We start from the raw sequence: 13,450 nt of genomic DNA on the forward strand, positions 1-13,450 counted from the left end.
GTTTGCAGGCTTCCAATAAGGCTTGCTCGCCACGGATATTGAGGAAAGTGTCTTGCTGCCCGGCAAAGCTGGCGGTAGGTAAGTCTTCCGCAGTGGCAGAACTGCGGACGGCAAGGCTCAGATCCTCGCCATACTGGTCTTGAAGCTGGCGATAAGCCGCAAGAATTTGCTGTTCAAGCAAGTGGGGCAAGGGGGCGGCATAAATGATTTCCCTGGCCTTACGGGCACATTTAGCCAAGTCTTCCATGTTATCTGCATCAAGCTCGTCCAACGCCGAATGCAATTCCTTCCAAGCATCTGCTTCATCCAGCATATAGCGATAAGCTTCGGCGGTAATGGCGAAACCGTTAGGGATATTGATGCCTTGCGGTAGCAACTCACGAACCATTTCGCCCAATGAGGCGTTCTTGCCGCCCACTAAGGGAATATCGTCGATAGTCAACTCGTTAAACCAGCGGATGTAGTTTTTTTGCTGAAGCATGCTGTTCTCCTAATGCTCTGGTGGCGCAAACTTATAAACAATCCGTCAGGTCACAAACCATCAATTTTTCGATAGGGCGGAGTGACAAACCTAGGTTTGTCACTCCAAAATGCAAGCGACTCACAGGCACTTGTGACCTTTAGGTTATGAAGCCGACAAGCCCTTCAAAAAATACAGATTTAGCCCACTACCCGATAGGGATATACCACACGATTACAACTACTGCCACGGAATGATCGTTATCTAAGTTGCTGATAATAATTAGCCAACACCTTAATCTCAGCTTCGCTCAGTTGTTTTGCAACCAAGCGCATCCGGCTATAAATGTCGTTATGGCGTTCACCGCTACGGTATTGCATCAGCGTCCGTTCAAAATAATCCGCTTGCTGCCCTGCCAGGCTGGGGATGTCAAGCTTTTCGCCTTGTCCGTTTGCACCGTGACAGACAAAGCAAGGCGGAAGTATGCGTTTGCCGTCACCTGCTTCCACCAAGGTTTCGGCTTTGGCAATATCCTGGCTCTTACCAGCTGATTTTGGCAACGACAAGGACGCATACCAAACCGCCAAATCAGCGGCATCCTGTTCCGATAAGCCTTTGGCGATAGCTGTCATGGTATCGTTGCTGCGGTCATCGTTAAAATAATCGCGCAATTGCTTAAACATATAATTGGCGTTTTGACCTGCCAGTGCCGGAATAGCAGGGAAAGTTTCATCGTCCCTGGTTTCGGCTGGTGTACCTTCGCCCCGGAGACCATGACAGGCTTTGCAAGATTCGGCCAGATTTTTGCCTTTCGCAGCATTGCCGTTTTTGACCAGTTTCAAGGTTTCGGTCGTCCAGGCAATCTGTGATCCAGTTTCGGCAGCATTGACTAGGATAGGCGCAGTAAACGCCATTATCAGTACAAGAATTCGAGCCATCATCAATATCCCCAAGCCGGTGAACCAAAGGTGTCCATAAAGAAGAACTGTAAGATCGGCACACCAAAACTGATCGCCATCAATACGGCAATAACGCGATTCCAAAGTTTAAAGTCATTGAGATATTCGGGTATAGATTCAACTGGATGGATAGGGTCGGCATATTCAATTTGTTGGTTAAATTCTGCTGGGGCTGGGTTTAACTGTGTCTTGACCAGGTTATAGATGAATAAGCAAGCTGATCCCAACAGTATCAAGCCACCAAATATCATGGCAAGCTCATAGGGTTTCCAAGCCAAGGTCAATAAGGTGTTGTAAACCACGGTGGAGATGCGGCGAGGTTGTCCAAGCAAGCCCAACACATGCCATGGCGTGGTCAAGATGCCCATGCCGATAAACCAAGTCCATAATTGAATTAACGCCATTGAATTTGAAAACAAGGGCTTACGCAGGAGTACAGGCCATAAGTAATAAGCAATGGCAAAGTACATAATGACAGTCGTGCCAGCAAAAATCAGGTGGAAGTGGCCTGGAACCCAAGCGGTATTGTGGATCATCGCATTCATGGCGTAACTGGCATTGATGATCCCGCCAAAACCGCCCAGGATGAGCATCAGCAACGACAATATCACTGACAACACCATCGTATTAGTCCAAGGCAATGTGCCAATCCAACCAAACAGCCCTTTACCGCCTCGCAAGCGTCCGGCAATTTCTAATGATGCGATCACGGTGAAACCTGTCACTAATGTGGGCAGGGATACCACGAAAGTACCGATGCCGTGCAACAGTTTCCAGCCGCTGGCCTGTTCGGGATCCATGTAAAGATGATGGAAACCAATGGGCAAGCCAAATACGACCAAGACAATGAATGCTGCCCTCGCCACTTCATCACTAAACAAAAATCCACCCGCTTGTTTAGGGACAAAAACATAAAAGGCGATGTAAGCGGGGATCAACCAGAAATACACGATGGGGTGCAAGGTCCAGGCAAATAAAGTCCTAGCCAAGCCGGCATCGACGGTATCTATCCAACCCAATGCCAGCGGAATCGCTTGGAATAGCACTTCCAAGGCCACGCCCACGCTAGTCCACAGCCATAATAAGGCGTTGGCGGTGGTGGCAAACATGGCTAAGGGTACGGGTTGTTTAGGATGACTTTTTTTCCATTGGCTAAACATCACCAGCATGATGCCGCACCAAAGCCACGAACCAACAACCAGCAATACGGCCCCAAAGTAAAACGCGACATGCGCTTGAATTGGCAAATAGAAAGTATATAGGACGGAAGCCTTGCCCGTAAGTAGCGGCACAGCCGCCATCACAGTGCCCAACAAGGAAATCCAGAAGCCGACCCAAGCCAGTTTGAGATTCCAAACTGGCATTTTCAAGCTAGTCGTCGCAGTGTAATAACCAAATCCCATGATAAAGAAAGTGGTCAGGACAAAGCCCATCAACACGCCGTGCGTACTGACCGAAGCAAAATATACCGTGGGTGAATCCAGCGCGGAAATAAGGCCGCTGCGCTCCAGAACTTGGTATTCACCCATGAAACAGGCCAGGATAAAGGCACCAAAGGCCACCCATAAATGGCTTAATGTCAGTTTACGTTCTGTTGCATCATCCATTGTTGGCTTCCTTGTTGGCAATTGTATGTGTGGGCGCTTGCCAATCTTCTTTGGCGATCACGCTTATGTTGCTCCACATGTGGTTGTGGCCTAAGCCGCAGTACTCATTGCATAACACCGGGTATTCGCCGGGTTTGGGAAAGGACGTTGTTATTTCCGCCACATAGCCTGGGACTATCATCGTGCTCATATTGGTCATAGGTATATGCACACCGTGCAACACATCCATGCTCACCCAACGGAAAGTCAGCTTGGTTTCGGCGGGGACCGAGATATGTTTGGGGAAAAAGGAATAACGCCCCGCCACCATCCTGACAACTATTGCGCCCTTGTCATCCAATTGTACGCCCAAGTTGCTTTCCGCAAACTCCTTGCTCAAATGCAGCCGTGCTGAATCGATGGTCTCAACTTTACTGGGCGGGTTAACGCCATGAAAGAAGGCGTCTATTGTGATAATGCCAACCAATAGGCCAATAATCAGCAGCGCGATCTTGATCCATTTCTGTTCCAAAGAGTCAACATGGACTGTCCGCATTTGGGCAATAAAATCCTGGAGAAAATCCACGGTTTTGCCTGCCAAGTCGTGACATCTTTGGACGATGCTGTCTATCTGCATAAGCTCGCCCTAATTGATGATGCCGCGCGGAATAAACACGCCAAAATAAAGAAACAGCCAAGCAATAACCATGCTACCAATAACAGCAGCCAGTAAAGCAAACGTTCCGACCGGCGTGCTTGCAAGAATACGTAGACGTTCTTCCTCATTCATTTGACTGATTGCCTCGTTGAATTTTTAGAAATAAGGCGGCGTACAAAGCTAGGTAAAAATTTTCTGAATACCTAACTGTAATATGCAGCTTGTTGGTTTAAAAGCCGTTGCAGTTTAACGTAAGCATCGAACGGGAATTTGATTTGGATCAAACAAATGGCTGTAGGTTTTGCATGTTGAGTTGTCAGGAACGGCAATTGCCTTAGTTTTTAGGGAGGGGCATTTCGCGTTTCATCGAGCTTGGAAAGCCCACTAAGGCAAGCACTGTGGTAAAGTTTTGGTACAATCGATGTCAGCTTCCCGCTCAAAAAATCAATACCTAAAGGCAAGGCTATGAACGAATTTTTGCGTAATTCCCCCATTAAATATGCCATTCCTGGAGTATTGCTGGCTGGGCTTATCTGGCTCAGTTATGCCGTATTGCGTGAATTTTTACCCATTATTACCTGGGCATTTATTATTGCTTACATTATGTGGCCGCCTTATCAATGGCTTAAAGAAAAATTAAATAATAATGCAACGTTGAGTGCTGTTGTAATGACAGGAATTATTTCTGCAGTTTTCGCCTTGGCGATCTATTGGCTGGTGATTATGTTGCAAGGAGAGATCAATGTTGTTTATCAGGTCCTACTGACGAATTTTGCCCATCCGCCCAAGCAATTACCCGAAAATATCAGCCAAATTCCCTGGTTAGGTAATTATCTGCAACAGCATCTCGACCAATTAAATGCCGATCAAGCCGGAATGAAAACACAGGTCATTAACTGGGCAAAACAATGGTTAGGCGAATTTGGCAGATTTCTTGGCGGTGTGGGGCGCTACATCATGAAGCTTGGCTTCATTTTAGTGACCTTGTTTTTTTGTTTCCGTGATGGTTGCCAAGGTATCGACCAATTACGGCATGGACTCAGTTATTTTTTGGGCAAATACCAGAATATCTATCTAAAGGCAGCCGGAGACACAGCCCACGCCGTGGTCTATGGCCTAGTGCTTGCCGCTTTGGGGCAGGGCTTGATGGCGGGTGTCGGATATGCTGTCGCGGGAGTGAATGCGCCCGTGTTATTGGCTGCAATTACCGCATTACTAGCCATGATCCCTATGGGAGCCACCTTGATATGGTTGCCTGTTAGTTTCAGCTTGATGCTTTCAGGTCAATTTTGGCAGGGAATAGGCTTGTTGCTTTGGGGGTTTTTTGCCATTAGCACGGTGGATAACGTCATCCGGCCTTTGGTTATCAGCGGCGCTGGGCAGATACCATTTTTAGTTGTGCTGTTCGGTGTTTTCGGCGGACTTGTCGCTTTTGGTGCAGTGGGTCTGTTTTTAGGCCCGATCATCCTGTCGGTTTTACTGGCAGTCTGGCAAGCGTGGTTACGGCAACTTAATACCAATCAGCAAAAATCATCATTACATCAAGATAAGCCAGACTGAAATTCAACAGGTAAATTGACAGACAAACCATTGTGGAAAATTGATTTGAGCTTATTGGTGCAGGTTTATGCTCTTGAACATTTGGAACAAGGCTAGTTTCTACGCCTACCTGATATTAGTTTTGCGACTGACAGGTATCGCGGTGGTTCAACTTACCTGTAACGGGCTGTGGATAAGCTTTTTGCCGAATAACTTAGCTATCTTTGCTCATACGTTGATATACACCATGAGCAAAAAAACCCAGATAGATAGCGCAAACCATTACAACCGCCTCAATATTTACTAATCCCAATCCGGCAACGGATGGCTCTGGGCAGTACCCGCTCATTCCCCATCCGATCCCGAAAATTGCCGCACCTATAATCAGTGGCTTATCAATAGCAGACTTGTTTGATAAGTAAAATTGTTTGTCAAATAGAGATCCAGAGCGTTTAAGTATCTTACTGAACGACAGCAAGGTGACGGCAAGCGCACCAAACATAACGAAAAGCAAGCTGGAATCCCAGTTTCCGGCAAGATCCAGAAAATTAATCACTTTGTCGGGATTAGTCATTTGGGACAAAGCCAAACCTATGCCAAATAAAGTACCGCTCAATAAACTCATCAAGATTAATCTCATACCGAAATCCCCAGAACGTGACGTATACAGTAAACCGTCAAAAAACCGCTTACCATAAAGGTTGATGTCGCCGCAATCGAACGCATGGACAGCCGAGCTATGCCGCAAATCGCGTGTCCGCTAGTGCAACCATTCCCCATACGGGTACCAAAACCAACCAGGAATCCGCTCGATGCCAACAACCAGATCGGGAAATGTTCGCGGGGATGATAAAGCTCAGGCTGAAAATGCTTGAGCAAAAAGGCACTGATAACGATGCCTATCAGAAAAGCGAAACGCCAATAAAACTCTTCTTTGGTCGTGTTAATTAAACCGCCCATGACACCGCTGATCCCAGCAATCCGCCCATTGCACAACAATAGCAAGGAGGCTGCCAGCCCAATAAGGATGCCACCGAACAGGGCAGAATAAGGAGTGAAGTTTTCCATGAATTACCTCGCGTTAGTTACAGAATTTCAATTGTCCGCCGGACTCCCAAGGGCGTATCACCGACAGAATATGTTCTCTACATAAAACCAAATATTTTTACGACACCTATATTTGGTAATCTTTGAACAGATTGATTCCATTCATGGTTTACCAAGAACGGGAACAACACTATACCGTTTGTCTTGAGAATCAAAGGACGTGTTCAGTGTCCATTAGTATTCTCGATGTTTGCCTTTCAACGCATCCGCATTCCGAATGGCTAAATCATCAATGACAGCGGTTAATGAACCCGACTTGTTTATTTTGTCGTTAAAGGTTGAGCGGTAATTTGTCACCAGGCTCACGCCGTCGATCAAAATATCGTAGGTCTTCCATTCACCATTAACCAGAAACATCCGGTAATTGACTTCAACTGGTTGTAGACTGCGCTGCAAGACTGTCGTTTTTACCAGTACTTTTGCGGCATCTTTTGCGACCTCATGCGTCAGGTATTGGATTGTCCAATCACTGTACTCAACAAACGCCCTAGAATACGCCCTGATTAACAGGGTTTGGAATTCTTTTTTAAAGCGTTCTTTTTCCTTTGGGGTGGCGGTTTTCCAGTGCTTGCCCAGCACTAACGGTGCGATCTTGTCGAAATCCGTATGCGGTTCAATTACGTCATTTACGAAACATGTCACTCGGACAAAATCCTGAGTAAAAACCTTAGCCTGGAGTTTTTGCTGTAAGGTTTCTGAGATATGCTTGATGACTTGTTGAGAGGGGTGGAATGCTTCAGAAAATACTTTTTCAATAGGCAACAACGCTAATAATGCCAGAATTAGTCTGATCATTGCATAAGGCTTTGTTTGATTTGGCACAGTATTTAATCCGAAAAAGATAGCACTTGCATATTAAATGCGATTTTCGTTGCAGGCTTTGATTTCGCTCAAAATAAAAACAACTTGCCTTTTGAATTTCGATTCCTTATTAAGCTGAAATTTGACTTTCTTTTGATTCGAAAATGCTATTTTATGGGTCGGTTTGAATTGATTACGTGACCTTTTACAAGGGTAAACGACCTCATTCAAACACGGCTATCAAGCCCTGCTGCATTTTGAGCGGAATTTTTATAGGAAGGCTGTCTAAAAATGTGTCTGGTTTTTGTTGACCATTACAGATTTAACTGGTGCCCCGAGGCGGATTCGAACCACCGGCCTGTCCCTTAGGAGGGGACCGCTCTATCCTACTGAGCTATCGGGGCTTAGTGTGCATATTCTAGCATAGGACTATTATGTGGTTTTATTTTGGAAACTCATGTTAATAAATCAGCGTTGCCAAGATACTGCGCTGCATTATCGAATAGCCCCTCTCTGCTCTCGTAATACCCTCATTAGCATACTGTAAACTTGTGTATAATAAGGGTTTAGAGTTTACAGCCCCTGTTTTTTTGCTATGTACAAATACGATGGTTTGGTGATTTACCAAAACCATGACGATGAAGGTGTCCTTGAGGTTGTCGAAGAAAAGGCGGTCAGATCACTGCATTTTGGCTCAAGTTCTCGGCAAAGCAGTATTTCCCTGTATGATCCCGAAAACCTTCAATTGCCTTACACACGGGCGATGACCAGTTGGTTGTTGTTTAAAGACACGGTGGACGATGCGTTAATTATCGGCTTGGGTGGCGGTTCGTTGGCTAGACACTTGCTGTACCATTTCCCAGAATGCCGTGTTAAAGCAGTTGAATACCGGGCAAGTGTTGTTAAAGTTGCGCGTAGTCACTTCGGTTTGCCACTGAATTCACGTTTGAAGGTTATCGTTGACGATGGCGGCAGTTATGTTTGTCAACACGCTCAAACGGAGGCAGGGCAGCACGATTTGATTCTGGTTGATGCGTTTGACAGTGAAGGTATGGCAGATTCTATTGCGTCTATCGCTTTTTTCGATGCCTGTAAAATCTTGCTGAAACCAGATGGTATTTTGGTCATCAACCTGTGGGGATCGGAAGCGAAGTTGTACGGTTCTTGCTTGCATTGGCTGGAACAGGTTTTTAACGGGAAAGTGTTGATTTTGCCTGTCCGTAATCGCGGCAATATGATAACCGTGGCGTTCAATCAGGACATTCCCCAGTACGACTTGAAGGCACTCAAGGTACGGGCGATTGAACTTGAACAGCAATACCAGATCGAATTTTCCAAATTTTTAAAAGATTTTAATAAGCACAATGCTTACTCCATTCATACAGTTATCTCAAAATGATGTCTCCAGATTCACAAGCCGCACCTAATCTTTTTAGCTATCGCAAGTACTGGGCGCAGCGATTTGGCGTAGCGCCTGTTTTGCCCATGAGCCGTGACGAAATGGACGAACTGGGTTGGGATGCTTGCGATGTCATTCTGGTGACTGGCGATGCGTATATTGACCATCCCAGCTTTGGCATGGCGTTGATCGGGCGGCTGCTGGAAGCGCAAGGCTTTAGGGTGGGCATTATTTCCCAGCCGGATTGGACAAGTGCTAAAGAATTCACCAAGCTGGGTCGCCCCAACCTGTTTTTTGGCGTGACAGGCGGCAATATGGACTCTATGGTCAACCGTTATACGTCCGATAAAAAAATTCGCTCGAACGATGCTTACACACCTGATGGCGCGGCGGGTAAGCGACCCGACCGAGCGGTTAATGTGTATTCGCACCGTTGCCGAGAAGCGTTTAAAGATGTGCCGATTATCATTGGTGGTATAGAAGCCAGTTTAAGGCGCATAGCGCATTATGACTATTGGTCTGATAAGGTTCGCAAATCCGTGTTGCTGGATTCCAAGGCCGACTTGTTGGTTTATGGCAATGCCGAGCGGCAGATTGTGGAAGTTGCCCATCGTTTGGGAAATGGCGAAACAATTACAGACCTCACCGGAATTCGCGGCACAGTCCATTATGTCAAGCAAATTCCGGAAGGCTGGGTAATCAAAGACTCCACCCATTTCGATAAGCCGGGAGCGCTTTCGACCATTGTCGATCCTTATCAGGAACAACCTGCTTGTGATAAAAAACCACCTGACTTGAATGCAGACGAAAATGTAATCCGGTTTGACAGGCATTTGTTAGCAAAGGCGCAAAGGGCAAAAACAGTGATCCGTTTGCCCGCTTATGAAGCGGTTGCCGACGATGCTATCCTGTATGCCCATGCGTCCCGCGTCATGCACGGTGAAACCAATCCCGGTAATGCCCGTCCGTTAATCCAGCAGCACGGCACACGGCAGATTTGGGTCAATCCGCCGCCCATTCCATTGACCACGAAAGAAATGGATGGCGTATATGATTTGCCTTATTCGCGCGTTCCGCATAAAGACTATGGCAATGCCAACGTTCCCGCGTTTGAAATGATCCAACACTCGGTCAACATCATGCGCGGCTGTTTTGGTGGCTGTACTTTTTGTTCGATTACCGAGCATGAAGGGCGCATTATTCAAAGCCGCTCTGAAGATTCCATTATCAAAGAAATTGAAGCCATCCGCGATACTTCGCCCAACTTTACCGGACATATTTCTGATCTAGGTGGCCCCACAGCCAACATGTATCGACTGGCTTGCAAAGACCCAAAGATTGAATCCGCTTGCCGCTTGCCATCGTGCGTTTTTCCAGGTATCTGTCCTAACCTTAATACCGACCATAGCTCGCTTATCAAGCTTTATCGACGGGCGAGGGCTTTGCCTGGAATCAAAAAAATCTTTATCGCCTCAGGCTTGCGTTACGACTTGGCGGTTACATCACCTGAGTACGTTAAGGAATTGGTTACCCACCATGTCGGCGGCTATCTTAAAATTGCTCCCGAACATACCGAACAAGAGCCGCTATCCAAGATGATGAAACCGGGCATGGGGAGTTATGACCGCTTTAAGGAGATGTTCGACAAGTATTCAAAAGAAGCGGGCAAAGAACAATACCTGATTCCCTATTTTATCGCCGCGCACCCAGGTACAACAGATAACGACATGCTCAATCTGGCGTTATGGCTAAAGCGCAATGGTTTCAGGGCGGACCAAGTACAAGCCTTTTTGCCGTCTCCTATGGCAATTGCCACCGCCATGTACCATTCCGGCAAAGATACCTTACGAAAAATCAGCCACAAAGCAGAAGATATTGCTATTCCAAAAGGCGAAAAGCAACGCCGATTGCACAAGGCATTTTTGCGTTATCACGACCCTAAAAACTGGCCGTTATTGCGTGTAGCTCTAAAGGATATGGGCCGCAGCGATCTAATTGGTAACGGTAAGCACCATTTGATACCTACCTTTCAACCAAAAGGTTTTGAAGACGCCCCTAGGAAAGTCCAGTCTTTTAAAACCAAGCACACTGGATTCGATTACAAAAACGGAAGCGTTAAAAAAGTCCGCACCAGCTATCCTGTCAAAGGTAAAAAATGAGTGTGGTATCAGGGTATTCGCCTTGATACCATCTTATTAAGCTATCAGTCTTAGTAAATACAATTGGTTAGAGTACTTAACTAGTCATTTCGGCACATCAAAGTGCTATTCTTGCGATGACAATTATGCAGATACGCTAAATGCGGTTGTGTATTAACACAATCCATCTGCTGCCACATTTATTTAAATAACCAAAAGTGGGGGGTCAGCAAAGCGACTATTAAAACTCAGTCCAAATTCCCTATAGTCCTCCTATAGATAAATGCCACGCTAATCCTAAAAATAACCGTATCCCGTTCAGATGACCAACCCAACATAGCAAAATGTTGATTGGTTCTACCGCATTTCTCGATATTCCCAAATCCCTACCCGCGCAGCAACGCACTTGCGTTTTCATTCTGTAGTTACATTTCATCACTTCCACACCAAAAAAATTAAATCGTACCTGAAACGACGAGGGACTAGGTATTCGTACGGATATTAAACACATCTTTTTAGTAATAAATTACTGCACAAGACATCAGTTCTTACTGAAGCGAGCTTTTAGAGAATCCTTTTAGCTCGAATTACTCAGCAATACCGCTTACTAAAAAGTATTGGAAAGTAAAAATTTGTAATTGGCAAAAAAAGTCGGTGGATTCACGGAAAACAGCCCAAAAAGGTAGTTTTCCACACCGGACTAGGTAGTTGTACGGATATACGAAAAATTTATACGGCGTATTGTATTAAGTAACGAATAAATCCAAATATTTAGCAGTAAAAACAGGTTTTAGTGGTTTTGACGCAACAGTTAATTTGAAGGGAAAATGTCATGTTAAAGAAAATTATCAAAGCAACAAGCTTTAGTCGTCAAGAAAAAGCTGTTGCGCGTTATATGAAAGAAGTCAGAGACATCCAGGATGCAAAAATATCGCGCCGGGAATTGTTCAAAATGGGCTTGACTGCTGGTGTGGGCGGTTTGACTGCTATCGGCGGAGGCGTTTTTCTGCCTAATTTAGCGGAAGCCAAAGATGGTGACTCTTCTGGAAATATTATCAGCCCTCCCTGCACTATGCCCTGGTCTGAACCTTTGCCTATACCCAAAACCCCAGTTTCCGTCGGTGCTTTTTCTGGACCAGAAGGAGATGAAGGCCAGTGCGAATCAAAGCACACGCGTTTAAATCCAGGTAAAGGTGAATTCGGGGAAGATGAAGAATTCTCTGAAGCGCGTACTGAAAAACACCAACGCTGGGAAGAATTAGGCGGCTTCGCTGCCTGCACTAAATACGAAATGATGGCTAAGGAACTCGACTGGAATTTTTATTCCGACAGCGATGGACGCGGTTTGAATTCCAAAGTGTGGGCTTACACAGACCTGAATTCTGATGCTGCCGGTGTTTTGCGTTTCAAAGCACACTACGGCAAGCCCGTTTTGATGCGTATGTACAACGGTTTACCTAAAGATGGCAGGGATAACCAAGGTTTTGGCATCAACCAAATTTCGCCACATTTGCATAACGCTCACAACCCACCTGAATCCGATGGTGGGCCACTGCGTTTTTGGGATTCCGGTAAATGGTACGATTTTTGGTATCCCAATATTCGTGCCGGATTCGCCAGCACCCACAAGAATGGCACTTTCCGTGGTGATAAGTGGTGTCCAGGTGATTGGCAAGAAACCCAAAGCTCACTTTGGTTTCATGACCATCGCTTCGATTTTACGGCGGCGAATGTTTACAAAGGTATGGCCTCTTTTTACACCTTGTTTAGCGATGATATTGATCTCGATACCGGTGATGAAAGTACTGGCTTAAGACTACCTAGCGGTGAATACGATATTCCTTTAATGTTTGCCGACAAGGTGTTCGATCAAAGTGGACAATTGTTTTTTGACACATTTAATCTTGAAGGCATAGTCGGTGACCATCAAACCGTCAACCTTAAGATTAAGCCTTATCTGGACGTTAAGCGCCGTAAATACCGTTTCCGCTTTTTGGATGCAGGCCCTTCACGGTTTATTGAGCTGTCATTAAGCAATGGTTCCAAAATGACCCGCATCGCAAACTGTGGGAATTTGCTTCCTAGAGCACAAGTTGTTTCTAGTATCCGTTTAGGTGTGGCAGAACGTGCCGACGTTATTATTGACTTTAGCCAATATGCGCCAGGTACCGTGATATATCTGGAAAATCGCCTAGAACAAACCGACGGTAAAGGCCCTACTGGAAAGATCTTACCTTCAAGCACTAAAACACAATTGCTCAAATTTATTGTGGGTGATGTCGCTGATGATTTCAGCGCACCGTTGGCTACGTTGCAAACACAAGTGATGGTACCGATGCCAAATCGTTCTGCCAATCCAGTCGTAAAAAAACGCACATTCAGTTTCGATACTAAAAATGGCGCTTGGACAGTTAATGGGGAGTTATTTAACCCGTCAAAAATCAGTGCTTATCCAGTGGAGGGGACTGCGGAAGAATGGACGTTTACTTCCGGTGGTGGCTGGGCACATCCCATCCATACGCATCATGAAGAATTTCAGGTAATAAGCCGTGATGGTGGTAACCCTGCACTCGACGATAAGTCCAGAAAAGATGTGGTCAGGATTGGTAAGGCTGCACAAGGTACATCGAATACAGGCAAGTTGACAGTTTACATGCAGTTTCGTGATTGGTATGGCGATTACCCCTTGCACTGCCACAACGTTGTTCATGAAGACCACGGCATGATGGTTCGCTGGAAGCTGGTGTCTCCAACCGACCCAAATGCCGGCAAGTAACTAGGACAGAAATTTAAGAGGATATAG

Annotated in this window: 12 protein-coding genes and 1 tRNA gene; 4 read left to right on the forward strand and 9 right to left on the reverse strand. The window is 45.9% G+C overall.

All coding sequences use genetic code 11. The features are described 5' to 3' along the window. From AC1YY3_RS05845 to AC1YY3_RS05865, 5 genes are all read right to left on the reverse strand, one after another. On the reverse strand, positions 1-481 hold a 481-nt coding region (locus AC1YY3_RS05845; protein ID WP_482194357.1), incomplete at its 3' end, for a PEP/pyruvate-binding domain-containing protein. A gap of 239 nt (positions 482-720) precedes the next feature. Further along, positions 721-1,398, reverse strand: a complete 678-nt coding sequence (locus AC1YY3_RS05850; RefSeq protein ID WP_482194358.1) for a c-type cytochrome — start codon at positions 1,396-1,398, stop codon at positions 721-723. A gap of 2 nt (positions 1,399-1,400) precedes the next feature. After that, positions 1,401-3,026, reverse strand: coding sequence for a b(o/a)3-type cytochrome-c oxidase subunit 1 (locus tag AC1YY3_RS05855; RefSeq protein ID WP_482194359.1), 1,626 nt, complete (start codon positions 3,024-3,026; stop codon positions 1,401-1,403). After that, entirely contained in the window at positions 3,019-3,561 is a 543-nt protein-coding gene (locus AC1YY3_RS05860) for a cupredoxin domain-containing protein (protein WP_482194367.1), read from the reverse strand. The genes AC1YY3_RS05855 and AC1YY3_RS05860 overlap by 8 nt, the downstream gene beginning before the upstream one ends. 90 nt (positions 3,562-3,651) lie before the next feature. Beyond that, the gene (locus AC1YY3_RS05865; RefSeq protein WP_482194360.1) at positions 3,652-3,795 is read right to left on the reverse strand and encodes a hypothetical protein; all 144 of its coding nucleotides are present in this window, start codon (positions 3,793-3,795) and stop codon (positions 3,652-3,654) included. Positions 3,796-4,128: 333 nt separating this feature from the next. Here AC1YY3_RS05865 and AC1YY3_RS05870 point away from each other — a divergent pair, with 333 nt between their 5' ends. Further along, positions 4,129-5,223, forward strand: a complete 1,095-nt coding sequence (locus AC1YY3_RS05870; RefSeq protein WP_482194361.1) for an AI-2E family transporter — start codon at positions 4,129-4,131, stop codon at positions 5,221-5,223. A 193-nt stretch (positions 5,224-5,416) separates the two neighbouring features. Here the strand turns inward: AC1YY3_RS05870 and AC1YY3_RS05875 are convergent, their stop codons facing one another. The 4 genes from AC1YY3_RS05875 to AC1YY3_RS05890 form a co-directional block, all read right to left on the reverse strand. After that, positions 5,417-5,827 (reverse strand): DUF6691 family protein, encoded by a 411-nt coding sequence (locus AC1YY3_RS05875; RefSeq protein ID WP_481824497.1) that lies wholly within the window; start codon positions 5,825-5,827, stop codon positions 5,417-5,419. An 11-nt stretch (positions 5,828-5,838) separates the two neighbouring features. After that, positions 5,839-6,270: a YeeE/YedE family protein gene (locus tag AC1YY3_RS05880; RefSeq protein WP_481824472.1), complete on the reverse strand. Its 432-nt coding sequence runs from the start codon at positions 6,268-6,270 to the stop codon at positions 5,839-5,841. Positions 6,271-6,483: 213 nt separating this feature from the next. Further along, a complete protein-coding gene (locus tag AC1YY3_RS05885; RefSeq protein WP_481824473.1) occupies positions 6,484-7,104 on the reverse strand; it encodes an MlaC/ttg2D family ABC transporter substrate-binding protein in 621 nt (206 codons plus the stop codon). 333 nt (positions 7,105-7,437) lie between these two features. Beyond that, positions 7,438-7,514: transfer RNA gene (locus AC1YY3_RS05890), tRNA-Arg, on the reverse strand. 191 nt (positions 7,515-7,705) lie between these two features. Between AC1YY3_RS05890 and AC1YY3_RS05895 the strand changes: the two genes are divergently transcribed. The 3 genes from AC1YY3_RS05895 (at position 7,706) to AC1YY3_RS05905 (ending at position 13,423) form a co-directional block, all read left to right on the forward strand. Beyond that, a complete protein-coding gene (locus AC1YY3_RS05895; RefSeq protein WP_481824474.1) occupies positions 7,706-8,509 on the forward strand; it encodes a spermine/spermidine synthase domain-containing protein in 804 nt (267 codons plus the stop codon). Then, positions 8,506-10,668: a YgiQ family radical SAM protein gene (locus AC1YY3_RS05900; RefSeq protein WP_481824475.1), complete on the forward strand. Its 2,163-nt coding sequence runs from the start codon at positions 8,506-8,508 to the stop codon at positions 10,666-10,668. The genes AC1YY3_RS05895 and AC1YY3_RS05900 overlap by 4 nt, the downstream gene beginning before the upstream one ends. Positions 10,669-11,479: 811 nt before the next feature. Beyond that, entirely contained in the window at positions 11,480-13,423 is a 1,944-nt protein-coding gene (locus AC1YY3_RS05905) for a multicopper oxidase family protein (RefSeq protein ID WP_481824476.1), read from the forward strand. Positions 13,424-13,450 lie beyond the last annotated feature (27 nt).

This window comes from Methyloglobulus sp. (assembly GCF_964779595.1).